13 protein-coding genes are annotated in these 18025 nt (G+C 37.5%); all 13 read left to right on the top strand.

What is annotated here, in order from left to right:
- Positions 1–175 precede the first annotated feature (175 nt).
- Genes AQF98_RS05315 through AQF98_RS05255 form a run of 13 tightly spaced genes read left to right on the top strand, consistent with a single transcriptional unit; the run spans position 176 to position 17966 of the window.
- A complete protein-coding gene (locus AQF98_RS05315) occupies positions 176–745 on the top strand; it encodes a DUF4255 domain-containing protein (protein WP_055130884.1) in 570 nt (189 codons plus the stop codon).
- Entirely contained in the window at positions 742–1581 is an 840-nt protein-coding gene (locus AQF98_RS05310; RefSeq protein WP_055130883.1) for a hypothetical protein, read from the top strand. Before AQF98_RS05315 ends, AQF98_RS05310 begins: the two co-directional genes overlap by 4 nt.
- A gap of 28 nt (positions 1582–1609) precedes the next feature.
- Positions 1610–3190: a phage tail sheath C-terminal domain-containing protein gene (locus tag AQF98_RS05305; protein WP_055130882.1), complete on the top strand. Its 1581-nt coding sequence runs from the start codon at positions 1610–1612 to the stop codon at positions 3188–3190.
- A gap of 43 nt (positions 3191–3233) precedes the next feature.
- On the top strand, positions 3234–3698 hold the full coding sequence (locus tag AQF98_RS05300) for a phage tail protein (RefSeq protein ID WP_055130881.1): 465 nt from the start codon (positions 3234–3236) through the stop codon (positions 3696–3698).
- Positions 3688–4155, top strand: coding sequence for a phage tail protein (locus tag AQF98_RS05295; RefSeq protein ID WP_055130880.1), 468 nt, complete (start codon positions 3688–3690; stop codon positions 4153–4155). The genes AQF98_RS05300 and AQF98_RS05295 overlap by 11 nt, the downstream gene beginning before the upstream one ends.
- Positions 4156–4159: 4 nt before the next feature.
- Entirely contained in the window at positions 4160–4330 is a 171-nt protein-coding gene (locus AQF98_RS22120) for a DUF5908 family protein (protein ID WP_161805846.1), read from the top strand.
- Positions 4331–4338: 8 nt separating this feature from the next.
- The gene (locus AQF98_RS05285) at positions 4339–5022 is read left to right on the top strand and encodes a hypothetical protein (protein WP_055130878.1); all 684 of its coding nucleotides are present in this window, start codon (positions 4339–4341) and stop codon (positions 5020–5022) included.
- Entirely contained in the window at positions 5022–6821 is a 1800-nt protein-coding gene (gene vgrG / locus AQF98_RS05280) for a type VI secretion system tip protein VgrG (protein ID WP_055130877.1), read from the top strand. Before AQF98_RS05285 ends, vgrG begins: the two co-directional genes overlap by 1 nt.
- A 5-nt stretch (positions 6822–6826) precedes the next feature.
- Positions 6827–7126 carry a PAAR domain-containing protein gene (locus AQF98_RS05275; protein WP_055130876.1) on the top strand — a complete coding sequence of 100 codons (300 nt, stop codon included), beginning with the start codon at positions 6827–6829 and terminating at the stop codon, positions 7124–7126.
- Complete coding sequence (locus AQF98_RS05270) at positions 7119–7544, top strand: GPW/gp25 family protein (RefSeq protein ID WP_200911844.1); 426 nt, start codon at positions 7119–7121, stop codon at positions 7542–7544. Before AQF98_RS05275 ends, AQF98_RS05270 begins: the two co-directional genes overlap by 8 nt.
- A 15-nt stretch (positions 7545–7559) precedes the next feature.
- Positions 7560–11165: a hypothetical protein gene (locus AQF98_RS05265; protein WP_152969639.1), complete on the top strand. Its 3606-nt coding sequence runs from the start codon at positions 7560–7562 to the stop codon at positions 11163–11165.
- A 1-nt stretch (position 11166) separates the two neighbouring features.
- A complete protein-coding gene (locus tag AQF98_RS05260; RefSeq protein ID WP_055130874.1) occupies positions 11167–13782 on the top strand; it encodes a hypothetical protein in 2616 nt (871 codons plus the stop codon).
- The gene (locus AQF98_RS05255) at positions 13779–17966 is read left to right on the top strand and encodes a contractile injection system tape measure protein (RefSeq protein WP_055130873.1); all 4188 of its coding nucleotides are present in this window, start codon (positions 13779–13781) and stop codon (positions 17964–17966) included. Before AQF98_RS05260 ends, AQF98_RS05255 begins: the two co-directional genes overlap by 4 nt.
- Positions 17967–18025: the final 59 nt, after the last annotated feature.

The raw sequence follows: 18025 nt of genomic DNA, 5'->3' as shown, positions 1-18025 counted from the left end.
CACGAATTCTCGTTGTCTACGATTTGTCTATGCCTTTGAGACAAACATCAATTATTGTCTACGAATGGTACATGGCCAATCTTAGCATCTACTCACTCTTCTCTATAGCTTTACATCAGCGATTTCAATTTTCAGGTGATCGTTGCTACTCAATTCAAAAAAAATAACTAAAGAGATGATCAGTAAGGCACTTCAATTTACTAAAGATGTTTTAGACCAGTTCATCAAGAACAGGTTTGGTTTAGACGACAGCAAGGTATTGTTGAACACGCTGATTGAAGGCAATGGGGCTTTACCACAGATCAACCAAAATAAAATAGTCATCTCTTTAATCAATATAGAGAAAGAAGGCGTTAGGCCTTTTTATAACCGCAATCAACTGTTAGAAAACGGAAATTATGCAACCATTAATCCATCAGAAAGATATAACCTTGTAGTATTGATCAGTTCAAATTTTGATGACTATAGTGAAACCTTAAAATTTTTAAATGCGGTGATTGTTTTTTTTCAGATCAATAACACACTTGATGCCAACACTTCGGCTAATGTCCCACCAGGGATTGATAAACTAGAGTTTGACATTGAAAAAATCACCTATCACCAGATGCAAGGTTTATGGACTGCTATGGGTGCCAAATATCAACCATCTGTGATCTATAAGATGAGATTAATTACCATCCAAGGAAACGAAGCAGAAGAAATTACTTCGGGTATTACACAAACTTCAACTTTATTGGCACAATGATGCAAAACAAATTCAATATCGTTTTTAAGGTAGAAGTGCAACATGCTTACTTCGAGCAGAACATTTGCGATTGTTTGCAATTTAATGCCTCAGCTACAACGGTACAGCTATTTACAAGATTCGATTTTAAAATGAGAAGAAAGATTGATGGATTTGAATTGTATACCAATGCCCAATCTGTGGTTTCTCTATTACAATACATCAATCAAGTTACAGGTACAACAGCCTTCGAATTTAATATCACCAGCAGCAATAGCTATTTCAATATTTTTACCGACTTACCGATCAATTGGTTGGGGCAGTTACATTACGATACACAGTCGGCTTTAAATGAGCAACAAGATGAAGCGCTTGTACTAGCTGTACAATTGGAAGAAACCTATCACACCTCAATTTTAGGAAGTTTGGTGGTGCATTTCAACGATATCATCAAATTTTCTAAGGAAAGTTTAGCCGCACAGTTTAATATCAATTTTAGTGCAAGAGCTACACAATGGCAATATTTCATCATTAATAAGAGTGCCATCCAATGGAGTAGCCCAAAAATCAACAGCAAATTGGCAATTGAGTTTGACGGGCCAGAAAACGTAGTGATAGAGACAGGAGAAAAGGCTCTGTTTTTTTCTTCAGGTACCCAATTGCTTCCTTTAAGCAAATACCCAAAATACAAACTTGATCTCGTTGATGCACCTTTTGGAAGCGATGATCGAATGCCACAAAATCGGATGGTTAAAACCATATTTAAGGGACTTCCAAACCCCGAAGCAAAACAAATTGGAAATGTAAATAGCAACACAAAAGACTTGGTTTCATCACCAATATATGTATATGTATAAAATCAAACAGTTTTAAAATTATAAGTTTATGAATTTATCTAATATCCAATCGCCTGGGGTTTACATAAACGAGCTTAATGCTTTTCCCAATTCGGTAGTGCCTATTGCAACTGCTGTTCCAGCTTTTATTGGTTATACGCCGCAAGCTGTGTACGAAGGAAAATCTTATTTGAACGTACCACAGAAAATCACTTCCCTATCAGATTTTGTGGCATTTTATTGTTACCCTGATCCACCGGCACCAGCTAGTCCATCAAAACAATACAATCCTGAGTATTACCTGGTTCAACAAAAAAGCCAGCCTACAGATCCAAACTACTTGGTTATTGATGGTGCTTTTTATTCTATTGTTCCAGATCCTAACACTATTTATTACCTCTACAATAGCATTAAGTTATTTTACGACAATGGTGGGGGCGATGCTTACATTGTTTCTGTTGGTACTTATGGTGCGCCTTCAAAAAGTCCAATGACTCCTGGTACACAGATCATCAACCCTAATGTTAAACTAAACGACCTAACAGCTGGGCTTAAACTCTTGATCAATGAACAGGAGCCAACCATGTACATCTGTCCAGAAGCCACATTGCTGTCTATTGGCGACAATAGCACCTTAATGGAAACCATGTTATTGCAATGTACACAGACCCAAACGGCCATGTGTTTGTTTGATATTATTGGTGGCAGAAACCCAGATCCAATTTTATATACCAACGATATTACAACTTTTAGGAATAATACAGGGGTTACGGGTTTAGATTATGGAGCTGCCTATTATCCATTTATTGGTACATCGATTATGCAAACCAATGATATTGATTATACCAATCTTTTTGGTGGAGATGTAAAACAATTGGCACCACTATTAAATTCGCCAACCAACCCAAATCCAGTGGCTGCTACCATTTTGTCGAATATAGAGAATCCTCCGGGTACACCTTTAACTGTATTACAATACCACAATGCGTTAATCAATGCCAGTAAAACTTACAGTACATTGATTAACCAAATTTTAGCAGGGGCAAATATTTTGCCTCCAAGTGGAGCCATGGCGGGAGTAATTACCACAACCGATAATCAGGTTGGCCCATGGCAAGCACCAGCTAACGTTTCTATTGTGGGCGCCACCTCATTGCCCATCTGTTTATCAGAAAGCCAACAGGCCAATTTAAATATGGATGCGGTTTCGGGTAAATCTATCAATGCCATCCGTTTTTTTAATGGTATCGGTATTTTGGTTTGGGGAGCTAGAACATTAGAAGGAAATAGCCAAGATTGGAAATACATGCAAGTAAGAAGAACTCTTACATTTATAGAGCAATCTTGTAAATTGGCTGCACATCCTTATGTTTTTCAACCCAATGATAAAAATACGTGGGAAGCGGTGAAATCGATGATTTCTAGTTTCTTAACCTCGTTATGGAAAGAAGGCGGTTTAATGGGAGGTACACCAACAGATGCTTTCTCGGTAAGCTGCGGATTAGGTACCACCATGACGGGTGATGATATCCTTAATGGACGGATGACTGTAGTAGTCAGAGTAGCACTCATTCGTCCGGCAGAGTTTATTGTACTTACCTTCCAACAACAAATGCCAGTTTCAGGCTAATTTAAACTCACAAGATTAATTTACACCATTAAAATATAAGATTATGGCAGATGATGGCAGCAAACAAGGCTCAACGTGGCCGATGCCCAAGTTTAGGTTTGAAGTAGACCTAGGTACAGAATTAAAAGGTGTGGCCTTCCAGGAAGTGTCTGGAATGGATGTAGAAACACAGATTATAGAATACCGTCAGAGTAATAGTCCACTTTTTTCGACCGAAAAAATGCCGGGTATTTCAAAGTATGGAAACATTACCATGAAGAGAGGGATTTTTGTAAACGACAATACCTTTTGGAATTGGCATGCCGAAATTAAGATGAACACGATCAAAAGAAGAACAATTTTGATCAAATTACTGGATGAGGGCGGCAAAGTGACCATGCAATGGACATTGAGCAATGCCTGGCCAACAAAAATTACCAGTACAGACCTTAAATCGGATGGCAATGAAGTAGCTATTGATACCATTGAGATTGCACACGAGCAATTGACCATTACCAATGGCAAGTAAGGAATATGCAGTAAGTTTTTACTTTGAGCTTTCTTTTAAAGGAGAAGACGCCTCTTTTCAAGAAGTAACGGGTATCTCTAAAGAAATGAGTGTAGAAGAAGTAGTATGCGGAGGCGAAAATAGATTTAAATATAGATTGCCAACCGTTGCTTCAAGTCAGAATTTGGTACTTAAAAGAGCTCTTATTCCCGAAGGATCATTGTTGAACGATTGGTGTGCCAGTTGTATAGATGATGGTTTGGCCAATAAGATTACTACGCAAGACATTTCTGTGAGCTTATTAGATGCAGATGGTACGGTGTATGTAAAATGGACTTTCCATAATGCTTACCCCATTAAATACGCAGTATCTGATTTGAAATCGCAAGAGAACGGAATTGTAATCGAGTCTATCGAATTGGCCTACACTTACTTTACCATTGCACCAACTTCGATGTTCGGAAATTTATTTGATTAAAACTATGCCCATTGAGATTAGAGAATTGATTATTAAAACAGAAATATCCACAACAACTAAAAATGATCATGCTGCAATAGCCGATAAGGATTTAGAAGTATTGAAAAGACAGTTGTTAGAAGAGTGTAAGCGGATAATTGCTGCTAAAACAAACAAGAACAATTATAAAAGATAGGAGCTGAAATGGAATTAATGAAGATTAGTGGTTTTACAGACGAGAACTTTCAAACACCCTTAAAGGATGCAAATTCGATCGTTATTAGCCCCTATTATTTAATGATTAATCCCGAATCGCTTAAAATACAGCGAAGCATTGAGTATAACCAACAACAGGTGCCCAATACAAGTTCGCCCTCTCAAAAATACAAAAGTACACCTAGCGATAAATTAAACTTCGATATCGTAATTGATTGTACAGGTGTGGTTGATTCAGACAGGACAGACATGTCTGTAGAAATCAATAAGCTCGAAACCATCGTATTTACCTACAATGGAAAAATACACCGACCCAATTTTGTGAAAATACAATGGGGGCAAAACTTAAGCTTCAATGGGGTATTGACATCATTCGATATCTCATATACCTTATTTAAACCAAATGGCAGCCCTTTAAGAGCTAAAATATCATTGGCTTTTTGTCAATATATTTCCCCTACAACGGTCGAAAAAACAGACAAGAAACTATCGCCAGATATGAGCCATTTGGTTACCGTGGTAAAGGGCATTACCCTACCACAATTGTGTCATACCATTTGGAATGATGAGTTGTATTATATCCAAGTGGCCAAATACAACGACCTCAATAAATTTAGACATTTAAAAGGGGGCGAAAAACTTGTTTTTCCACCCATTATACAAGCTCAATAATGGCAGCTTCAGACAACATAGAAACTGGGAGTGTAGCAACTTATGATATTAAGGTTGATGGGAATCTGATACCTGATGTATTTGGCATATACGCCATTACGGTAGAAAAGAAAACCAATAGAATACCCTTTGCCAAAATCGTTGTCTTAGATGGAAAGGCAGAAACCGGGATGTTCGATGCCAGTTCTTCAGCTACTTTTAAACCCGGTGGTAAAGTAACCATTGAAGCAGGTTATGATTCTGATAACAAATTGATTTTTAGTGGCATCATTACCAAACAAACCATCAGAATCGACGAAACAATCGGTTCTGCCTTGGAAGTTGAATGTAGAGATTTAGCCATCAAAACTATCATTGGTCGTAAAAGCCTCACTTTTTCTAAAAAGAAAGATAGCGATATTATCGAATCCATTCTTGGTAATTACAGCGATCTAAGCGCTGATGTAGCGGCTACCACAACCGTTTGGCCAGAACAGGTACAATATTATGTAACCGATTGGGATTTTATATTGGCCAGAGCCGAGGTAAATAGCTTGGTGGTAAATGCAATTAATGGCAAAATTTCTGTCCAAAAACCAGATGCAACCCCAACACCAGTATTGATAGTAAAGTATGGTGATAACCTGCTCTCTTTTAATGCTGAAATGAATGCGGTTACCCAACTTGGAGCGGTTAAAGCCAGTACATGGGATTTTAAAAATCAGACTATTAGTTCTGGTGAAGCTTCCAATGACTTGGCAGGTCCTGGAAATATCAGTTCAAAAGACTTGTCTGCAGTAATTGGTTTGGCAGATTATCAGTTACAAACTACCGCTCCAATGGAATCGGCCGATTTAACCACTTGGTGCCAAGCACAATTAATTAAAAGCGAGTATTCGAAAATACAAGGTGAAGCCAAGTTTCAGGGAACAAATTTGGTTGAACCCGGTACTTATATTACTCTACAAGGTTTGGGCGATCGTTTTAATGGTAACCACCTTGTTTCGGGTGTAGAACACGATTTTTCGAATGGAAATTGGGTTACAGAAGTAAGTATTGGACTTCCACCTACTTGGTTTATGGACGAGCCAGATATCATGGCACAATCGGCATCAGGTCTTTTGCCTGGTGCAAGAGGCCTATTTAATGGTACCGTAAAAAAAATGTACGAAGACCCCGATACCCAATTTCGGATTTTGGTAGATGTACCCTTATTTGATACCAATGGAGAGGGGATTTGGGCGAGGCTTTCTAATTTTTATTCGACAAATGGAGCGGGCGTATTCTTTATGCCTGAAGTAGGTGATGAAGTTATTCTGGGCTTTTTAAATGAAGATCCACGCTATCCGATCATTCTCGGTAGCCTATACAGTGGTACCAAAAATGTTCCCTTTACTGGCTTAACTGCAGATCAGAAAAACACAATTAAAGCCATCGTTTCCAAATCGGGTATTTCTGTAGAGTTTAATGACGATAAAAAAATATTCACCATTGCTACACCTAGTAAAAATACCATTGTTTTGAGCGATGATGCCAAGCAAATTTCCATTACCGACCAAAATAACAACAGTGTGGTCATGTCGTCTGGCGGTATCGTAATGAAAAGCCCATACGACATTAAGATAGAGGCAGATCAGCAAGTAACCATTCAAGGCCAACAAGGGGTTAAGATTTTAGCACCTACTGGCGATGTAGAAACGAGTGGAATCAATATAAAAGAAACAGCAGATAGCCAATACTCCTGCCAAGGCGGAGAGATGGCGCAAATTAATAGTGGAATGGAACTGACACTGAAAAGTGCCATGATAATGATCAATTAAAACTTATGCCGCCAGCAGCTCGATTAACAGATTTTCATGAATGTCCGATGATGGACCCCGGATTACCTCCAATTCCTCATGTAGGCGGACCAATTGTTGGTCCTGGAGAGGTTACGGTTTTAATTGCTGGCTTGCCGGCAGCAAAAGTGGGCGACATGCTGATTTGTGTAGGACCGCCAGATTCGATTGTGAAAGGATCGGCAACGGTATTCATTGGTGGTATGCCAGCTGCAAGGCTTGGCGACCAAACCGCACATGGTGGCGAAATTCTTTTGGGGGCATTTAATGTAGAAATAGGTGGCTAAATCAATCAAATATGAGCATAATTTTTTAGGATCGGGCTGGGCCTTTCCTGTTACTTTCTCTGCGGGCAATAGCCAGTTAGAATTGACGGCAAATGAGCAGAATATCAATGATAGTATCGATATTATTTTATTGACCAAAAATGGAGAAAGATGTTTTGAACCACAATTTGGCTCGGGTTTGCAACAATTTTTCTTTAAAAAGATGGACGAAACATTAAGAGGAGAGATTGCAGAAGCAGTTAAAATCTCGCTCTTAAATAATGAACCCAGAATAACAGTATATGATGTGAAAGTAGAATTTATAGACCTGTACAATGGTTTAACTGAAATCTCCATTTTGTACATGTATAACCAAACCAACACCAGACATAATTATGTGTTCCCTTTCCATATCAATGAAGGGACAAATTTGAGTTGAGCATAAATGAAAATTATGGACCAAAATAGCGCAATATTGGCTCAGGAAATGGCTCTCATTCCAGGCTCTTCCCTAATAGATGGAAGAACTGAAATTGATCGGCTTTCTTTCTTGTCTAATTTTGCGTCGGTGATTAATTTTTATAACCACGATAATACCATCAATGGCAATTGGGCTCCATTTTTATTAAAAGATCCAGCTTTTCTTTTGGCCCATATCTCTAAAACAAAAGTCGAAAAAATACTATCTGCCTATCTCATTACCTGTAACCAAATTGAGCCCATTGTTAAAAAACAACGAATCAATAGGGCACTTTTTATTGGGATGAATAACCTGTTTGATCAATTGACTACAATATTTGTGCGCATAGAAAGATGGACTCATTACATGCAGGTAACGGACATAGACTATGAGCTAAAAAAATATGTGCTTCATCAAGTTAAAAATACTTATAGTGCTTATTTCTGGGCAATTATGGCCATTAGAGAAGACCTTTCCTTATTGCCTTATGGATTTAAAATCAAAGCTGTTCCTTATGAGCAGTTTAACCATTTTGATGAGCAGATCTGGAAACAGAGTAGAAATAAGATTCCCTATTGGGAGGTATTGGGTATTGCCCATCAAGTAGATGAAAATAGTAGACCCCTAACTGTATATACAGCAATTCAAAAAATTGGCAATGAACTCTTAAATTTCTTAGAGGCCATTGTAACTTATGCAGCAAAAGAATATGAAACTGTTAAAAGCGAAAAAGGAAAATATCCAGACACGCTTTTGTTAAGGACATTTGTTGATCTTTTGGGCAATTATAAAGACCAGTTGAATGAGGTTTCGCAAAAACACCTCCAATTTTATTACCAAGATATTCTAAAACAATCTATCCAACCCGCAGTTGCAGACCAAGCACTTGTTTTTGCAACTTTGGCTAAAACCGATACCACTTTTACGCTGCCAGCCTATACATCTTTTAACGGTGGGGTAGATGCTCAAAAAAATCCAATCTTATTTGCTAATCAGACCGCTGTCAATCTTAATCCTGCAACAATTACTGGAGCATATACCATTGCTAAATGTAAGGATACAGGCAGTTTTCCTTTTACAGCACTCCAAGCTGTTTCAAATCCAACAAGTATCCAAAAGGATGAAGATGGAAAAGTAAAAAGTTGGAAATTTTTTGGCGACCAAAGCCTAGCAATTGCAAATGCATTGCAAACTGGTTTTATCATTTCTTCGCCATTACTGTTGTTAAGAGAAGGAAAACGAACCGTGACACTCGAATTTGAAAATATTGATTTTAGTCCATTTTTTGAGCAAATAACTTTTTACCTCAGTACCCAAAACAGATGGTTATTGGTCAATAAACCAGTTGATGTTAAATTGATTGCTAACAATTCAATTCAGCTTACCATTCATGCTGATGCACCAGAAATTGAAATTTTTTTAAAAAATCCTGAAAAAATAGCAAGCTCTTGGCCAATGTTGAAAATGGAGTTTGCAGCAGTAGCCGATCTTACCACATTATTACAAACCATTAGCGCTATTGATCTTTCTGTAACAGTTACTGGTGTTAAAACATTTCAATTGTACAATGATTTTGGTCCAATTAGCGCTAAAAATCCTTATCAGCCCTTTGGTTCAATTCCACTACTCAACAGCAATTTTATCATTGGCAACAATGAAATTTTTAGCAAACAACTGTCGTCTTTCAATATGGAGATTGATTGGAACAATTTACCACCAAGTTTTTTATTCTATTATCTAACTTACAACAAATACTTAGTGGGTAGCTTGGTCAAATTGCCTTTGTTAAAGCGCTTTACCAATTGGTTGTTTGGCAAAAACAAAACTGCAGATTTAAGAAGATATCCATTCCATAACCAGTGTTTTACAGGCGATTTTAAATTGCTGCAAGATGGAGAATGGAAAACATTTGGCATGTTGGCCACTGCTCAACTCAATGATGGTTTAACTACTACTGTTGCTGTAACCGCTCCTAATGCTACAGCCAGCGTAAATGAAATATTGCCATCATTATTTGCCATACAAGACCAATCTTTGGTAGCTCAAAGTTACTTTTCTTATTTGCCAGTTAGCAATCCTGCGGTTACGGTTGCAGATCCAACAGTAGTGGATCCAAGTATTCAAAACATCACAGCATTCAAATATACCGATAGCAGTACTTCTGGTTTTATGAAAATTGTGTTGAGCGGAAATCCTTATGGTTTTGGTTCTGGTATCTATTCCAATGTTGTAGCCCAAGTGGCCACCTATAACTCGTGGCTTTTATATAACAGCGCAACTATTGATGAATTAATTCCTCCCGCCAATTTACCATTTGCCCCAAAAGTATCGGGTTTAACCGTAAATTATAGTGCCAGTGCACAGTTAAATGGCGAATTGAAATATCCCTTTCAATGTTATTCTTATTCGCCCATGGCAACAGATCCTTTCGTTTTTAATTTGAAAGAAACTACTGTGAGCACAAGCGCAGCAATAGGGTCAGTTGTTAACAGCAATGAAAGCACCTCAACCAACGGTTTATTATTTGCTCCGAATTACAACGGATTTTTATTTCTGGAAATGGACAACTTGGCGCCAACAGAATCACTTAACTTTTATTTTGAATTAACCAGAGATCAGGTAGCGCTAAGCCAATCAGAGAGCAAAGCCGCCTATTATTACCTCAATGAAAATGGCTGGCATGCTTTAACAGTTGTGGCTGACGAAACAGCTAATTTTAGTTGTTCGGGTATCGTAAGCCTAGCTGTTCCAACACAAATAGCCCAACAAGACTTTATGGGCAAGGGCAAAAAGTATTGGTTTTGTATTACCGCAGATACCAGTACCACCACATTTGCCAACGTGGTGTTTTTACAAACCAATGGTTTTGTAGTGCAACGTGAGGGTCACCCGTTTTTGTCAACGCAACTGCCAAGTCAAAGCATTACAAAACCTCAATTTGCTATTCCACAAATTGCAACCCTCATACAACCCTTCCCATCATTTGGCGGTAAGGTTGAAGAAAATACAACGCAAATGAACCAAAGGGTAAGCATGCGGTTAAAAACAAAAGACCGGGTGCTCACCAGTGAAGATTATTTCTGGACAATTAAGCAAAACTATCCTGATGTTTATTATACTAAAACCCTATTTGATAATCGGTTAAAAATAAGCAGGGTATACCTTGTAAAAGCCTATTCAAACTGGCAAGAAGCTAATGCCTTTACACCTTTGCTAAGCACTTGTCAACTCAAAGAAATCAATCAACTTTTAACGGAAGGCGCTTCAGGTTTGTCGCCAATCCAAGTCTCTAATTTTGAATTTAATCCTGTTTACATCACAGCAGATTTACTAATTAAACAAGGTTATGCTTGGGATGGGGTTAAAAGAACAGTGAACCAAGCCTTATGTCTTTATTTATCGCCCTGGATTGTCAGTGATCAACCTACAATTACCATAGATCAAGGGATCGATTTGGCTGCATTAATTACGTTTATCAAAGGCATTCCCGGAGTTGATGAGGCAAAAAATGTGACTTGGAATTATACCAACGAAATCAATTATGGAGCGGGAAAATTGATCGTGTCTTGTATGGAACATCACCTTAGTCAATTGAACTGATATGGAAGCGCAATATTATATCATAGCTGAACAATTGCCCCTTACGCAGGATTTCAAATCGCTGAAAGAGGAAGCTTTGGCTTTTATTCAGGAGCATGGCGGAAACGAGTGGACCAATTTAAACCCGAGTGATCCCGGAGTAACCATTTTAGATCAGGTTTGTTATGCACTTACAGAATTGGGCTATTGTAATGATTTTTCGATCAATGATATGCTTACCGCATCAAATGGAAAACTGAAAATCAAAAATCAATTTTATTTACCAGAACAGATTTTAACCAGCTCTCCAGTTACCCTAAACGATTACAGGAAATACTTAATTGATAATGTGAAGGGGCTTAAAAACGTAATGATCTATGCCAAATGCAATACATTTTATCAGGCCTATTTATCAATTGATGAACATGTAGTACAAGCAAGCGATCAAGACCTTGAAAAAGAAGCTTTTTATTGCCTGAACAAATGTAGAAATACCAGTGAGTTGTTTTTCATGCCCAAGGTGTATGAAAAGGTAAATAGGGTATTGATTGGTGAACTGGCCATTGAAAATGAAAGTGAATTGACCAATATTTTAATCGAGCTCAATACGGCCATTCAGAATGCCATATTTCCAAAAGCTGACCAAGTAAGTTACGATCACTTAAAGCAAGATGGTTACGATACCAATGAGATATTTAACGGGCCCTTGCTCCAAAATGGATGGATTACAACTGCAGCATTGGGTACCAAAAAAGATCAATTGACCATTGCCGAAATCACCAATGTAATGAGGTCAATTAAAGGGATCAGTACAGTTACTGGTTTGGCATTTAAAGAAGGGCAGGATCAGCCAGCAACAAGGGAACATGAAATTCTCCATATTGATTTAAGTGAGCTCACCATCAACTATAAAGGGAACAGTATCAATTTTGATCTCCAATTGGCACTGAACCAAACTAGGCCACCAGAAATGCATATCGTTTTGGGGGCTGCGGTTAACATTCAAACCACTTTGCCAAAAGGTAAATACAGAGATATCAATAACTATTATTCCATCCAAAATACTTTTCCAGAGCTGTATGCCGTGGGTGCCAATGCCATTACTGCTAATGCAACTCCGTTTCAAATAGCGCAATCCAGACAGTTAAAAGGATATTTAACCTTATTTGATCAGGTACTGGCCAACCAGTTTTCGCAATTGGCCAATATCGATCAGCTCTTTTCTTTTAAAAATTCCATTAACGGCAATCCTTCTGATGTTAAAGAATTTTACGACGTGAAAGATGCCTACGAAAAACAGCATTTGGCCTATCCGGCACCATACCTTACTTTTTCGCCCACTTATTATTACCAATCTCTTTACAATGTACCTCATATTGGTCCTTTGTTAAAAGATAACGAGGCTTTGCGAATAATGACCACCGCAGAATCTGACAAAGAGGTAGAGGCTAATGCTTGGAAGGCTTATAAGCAAAATCCATACAACCCATACATTCATGGTTTAATGGAATTGATGGAAGATAAAACGGTCAATTTATCGAGAAGAAATGATTTATTGGATCATTTACTGGCCAGACACGGCGAATCTCCTTTGGTAATTGATGCAGTGATTAAGGGAACGGTTTATACCGGAAACAAGTTAAATGATCAAGTGATCTTGAAAAGCCTTTACCTGCAAAATTTTGGCTTGTTGTCTTATTACCGACAAAAAGCCTATAACTATTTGGCTGCAAATGAAATAAAGGGCTTGGATATCGAAATTCTGGCAACATTCAATAGGGCATTTTTTAGTGGAGATACCTCAGACTTTATTTTTGATGTACAAAAGATAGATCGACTTGAAAAACTAAAAGAATCTGATTTTATCAATTATGCAGCTTTAGAGTTAAAACTTGCTTTGCTTTTTGGTTTAAAAGCTCAATTTAAAAACTATCTCATCCACTATTACCACGAAAGTAGGAACGAAATTGCTTGGAGTTTAGAAATTCAGGTGGCCCTATGGTTAATTCAACACCGAAAAGGTTTCATCCTAATTGAAACTAAAGTGCTTTGGCAATTTATTGGTTTCGAAATGGTGGTAAAAATTGGGCAAGAAAACTGGCAGATAGACACTGCGCTAAATTATCAACAGCTTCTAGAACTGCATGATTTATTGACCCAAAATGGGCAGACTAGTTTAAATACGTTGTCAGACCAGCCTACGCTAAAAACAGCTGAAGTTACCTATCCATTAAAAAGGGTAGCAATTCAGCAAGACAATGATCATTTAAGTGCCCGAATTAAAAATACAGCGTATACCTATACCGTAAAAATAAAGGGAGGAGCACAAATAGACTTAGCAAATGATGACCTCATTTTCGGGAATAAACTAATCTTGATTCTTCCATCATTTCTTAAAAGCAATGACTTTACAGCACGATTGGATCTCTTTTTACAACAGACAGTTCCAGTTGCACTGAGCTGTAGCTATTATTTTAAGGAAAGTAAAGATCTGCTCAATTTGATTAAGGCATTTGTGAGCTGGCATAACTGTTTGATTAACGAAAAACCAAAACAGATTGACCACAACCAATTGCGCACACAAACTGCTATAATTTTAGCTAATCTACTCATTCACTATCATGCCGAAACAAAATGAGAGAAAATTTGAACCATATCATTGCTAAGCTGAGCTGGGACACTTCTTTTGACATGAAGGAGAAAGCTATTGAATTACAAGAACGCTTAAGTACTTGGAGCAAAATTAAAATGCCCCAAAATGTGGTTGATATTTTTGATCAATTTTGCCCGATAGCCCAAACTTGGAAAATTAAGACCTTAGCCATAGATCTTGGTCAAATTAATTTTGATCACCTTGAATTTGAACTGACTACCCAATTGAGAGCTCAATTGAATCGACAATTAATTGAATTGATCATTAATGGCAATAGAGGCAGTTTAAAAATTGAGATAGAAGATCATCCTACTTCCCATCTTCAACTATTGCGTTATTTTCTGCTCAATGGACTACTGCCGTGGAGCTACAAATCTACCGATGGATCAATTAACCAAATTTTAGCAGAACAGTTAAAAAACAACCTTAAAAGTGTAGCTGTCCTATTAAGAGAAATAGGGCAGACTGACTTTGAAGTTAGAAAGAGAATAGCTTGGCAAGCAAATGAAGCCAACTTAAAGATGATTGTGATTGGGCTAGAACCTCATCACCATATACAGGTTATTGATTTTTCAAACGAATTGATCAAAATACAGACGAAAGAAAATGTAGTTCGGGCAAATGGTGTTGATTTTAAGAAGCATCTCTGGTTATGGATACTGGATTACCTTTTAACAGAAAGAGGTACCATCTTTAACAAAGTAGCTTTTATGAAAAGCAATATTGAACAGATGGCGGCTCATTACAATGTAAGTTACGATGAACTTTTAATGTTGATTGAAAGTGCAGCCGATCAAATTAGTTTGCAACATGCCATTCAACACGAGTTTATAACCATTATCCATACCCTTTCTACTGCACATCAGATTGCAAAAGGGAAGCATAAAAGTGAAAAAAGCAAGGAGATAGATTATTGGGAAAGACTAAAGCGTTACTTTTTAAAATACCCGAGCAACCAAGCAAAAGATCAGCAAATTGAATTTAACGAATTAATGGTGAACCTTGCTAGAGCAGATCAATCTAAATTTGAACGTTTGGTTTTAGCACACGCAAATCGCAAAAATTGGTGGAAAAATCTAGCCCAGATTTTAAATGAGGAATCGTTGGAAGTGATCTATAAGGCATTGAACCTAACAAGTGCCAATGACCTGATCCAAAATGTATACTTTTTAACTAGCCTGAATAAAGAACTCCAATTAAATGTACAACGAAATGTAGTTTGGGAAATCGGATTGCAGTTTTTAGAATTCCATCAAAAAAGCACTTTTACCAACGCCCTGTTTTTGGCTTTTTATATCGATCAGTTGAGTAAAAAAAGTGGATTGAAAAAAGAGCAACTCGCCAGTCGATTGCTTGCCGCACATGTTCCAAGCTCAGTCAAAACATTGGTAAATATTGCACATTATAGCAATTTTACAAAGGCAATGGGAGAAGGTGTGGTTACCAAAGGTATAAGTTTACCCACAGCTCACATCACAACGCTGATTGCCAAATTTATAGGTGCATTAAACAATAATTCGGCAACAAAAGAAAGCATTTTGTTGCTGCAAAATCAATTGTCGAAAAGCATTTTACAAAACCCAAAATTAGCCTTAGCAGCGCTGATCGCCTATACTAAAAAAGACGGTTTAGAAAAAATGCTTCCCTATTTGTTAAGTCATCATATTACGCAGGTATTGTTAAAAGAAGTAGGTAATGCCCACACTGTTATTTTCTCGCAATTGAAACAACTAACAGAGCGATTTAAAAAAGGCAAAGGTGATGCCGATTTTAGCCATTGGCTCCATGTAAACATCAGCTACTTTGGCTTAATGGGAATAATCACTCAGCCACAATTGAAAGCCGAAAAACTGGTAGAATTGATCCTGATTAAAATGGCTAAACAGTTGTCGGCTAGTCAAATCAATCAATTTAAACGATTTGTTTATTTGGTAGCTAACACTCAATATGGTGCATTGGTTAATGTTGCTCAACTCTTCCAAAAGGATCAAAAAGAATTTACATGGCAGCAAGTCTATTCGTTAATGGTGCAGGCAGGAGACAATAGAACGGCCGTTGGTGAATTATTGCTAAATGCTTTAACCCGTAGGCAATTGACCATCATTAACCTGCAAAATAAGGTGGCAGGAAAAAAAATAAGCAATTATTTAATGCGTGGGGGCGCCCAACTGATGGAACTTTTGCTAGCGAAATACAATGCCATTTTAGTTAAACAGCTAGGGGAGAGTAAAATAGCAGATATCGAAAAGTTAAGTGCCGAACTGTATTGGAAGTGTTTGTTGGCCTATCAAAACCATATGGGGAATCAAGAAATGCTGAAAAGATCTTTTAAAGCAGCCATTTTATATCATTTTAACCTCTCATTACCACAAATAGAAGGCGAGGAAATTTCAATATCCCCTCTTCAACAAACAAAATTGATCCAGTTACAAAATGGGCAAGAAATAGCCTATAGAGATTTGTTTCTGGCCATTGAAACCTGTTTGAAATTGGGTTCAAATCACATCACAAAAGATGGTGTTGAGTTAAATTTCAATGCGCTTATAGCTATCGCATTAGAAACAGATGCCAAACAGGTTAAAAAAATATTGGCTTCATTTAGCATTTCAAAGAAGCGGATTATATTACTCCATTCGGCCATTTCTTTTGATCAGCTTACGTTATGGATGATTGATGTAAATGATACCACTGCAACACAGTCCATTCAAACATTAAAAGCATGGTTTAACTTGGTTGAGCATTTGTTGGGCGGGGCCATGCCTGAGTTGATCGAGTATCGTTTTTGGAATCTATTATGGAAAACACTGAAAACAAACCGGCTGTCTACTACCGATTTAAATCAGCTGGTGCAAACTTCCTTGTTTGAAATGACAAGACTACACTCATTCCATGTAGCATCGATCATAGCGGCTATAAAGGATAGCCAATTGAACATTACACCAATGTTGGCTAACATACTTGAAGTGCATTTGCCTAATTTTAGCAAGTTAAATCAAAATATACGTCCAGTATTACAAGCCGAAAAAATAGCCAAATCAAAAGATAAAGGATTGCTTTACGAATTGAGTTATCAGCTCATCTGTAAAAAACAAATTCCTAGCTGGTATAACAGTACTCAGGAAGAAGAAGTGCAGGAATTGCTTCATGAAATCATGGTCAATCACCCTGTGCAGTTTTTTCTAGTGCTGAAACAAGAAGTGATTAGCGAAGCACAACTGTGGTGGTTGAGCCAGAATATCGATTTTAAAGTATTGATCAAAGCAGTTACCAATTTAAACAAAGCCCAAAACACAACTTTAAAAGGGATAGAAGCCTTCTATTTTTCATTAGGTAATTTTATGGCTCAAGGCATTTCTGCAAAAGAAATACAATACCTGCTGTTTAAAAAGGCACTAAAAACCTGGTTAAATGGGAACTGGAAAATACTCTCGGCACAGCACATTTGGCAAGAACTGACCTGGGATATTTGCCTAGAAAGAGGGGTAGACAAAACAAAACTGATCCAAAGTTTTGATAGAATCAAACTTCAGTTTCCACCTGCATTACAAATTACATTTGCTCAGCTAGCAGATCAACAGCTGCAAACTAAGCAGACCGTACAAAACCTGACAGTTAAAAAACAGGTTTTAAAGCCTACTTTTATAGATAGTACCGAACTACTTAAAGATAGCATCTATATTCAAAATGCAGGCTTGGTGCTCATTAACCATTATATTCCGATGCTTTTTGAGCGTTTGGGTATCATTTCTGACGATAAAAAATTCCTGACGGATCAACAACAATCGGCTGTACATTACCTGCAATTTGTAGCCACAGGTTTAACCCAAACAGAGGAACCTGCTTTGGCATTGAACAAAATTTTGTGCGGAATTCCATTGAATGAACCCATCACAAATGAAATCGAAATCAATGAAGAAGAAGTCTCCTTGATAGAAGGTTTAATTACCACAATGATTGGCTATTGGGGCGCAATAGGCTCATCGTCTATAGATGGTTTTAGAGGCAATTGGTTGATCCGTGATGGCCTATTGATAGAATATGAAGACAAGTGGGAACTCACGATCGAAAAAAGGGCTTATGATCTACTCATTCATCAATCTCCATTCACGTTTTCGATCATTAAATACCCCTGGATGAATAAACCACTTTATGTACAATGGCCACATTAAAAAATTAAGATAGGATGAAATTAATAAAATTGAATCACAGGAAAATAGACAGTAGCTGA

Source organism: Pedobacter sp. Hv1 (assembly GCF_001412215.1).
GTDB lineage: Bacteria > Bacteroidota > Bacteroidia > Sphingobacteriales > Sphingobacteriaceae > Pedobacter.
This window is presented reverse-complemented; position numbering and strand designations above follow the sequence as displayed.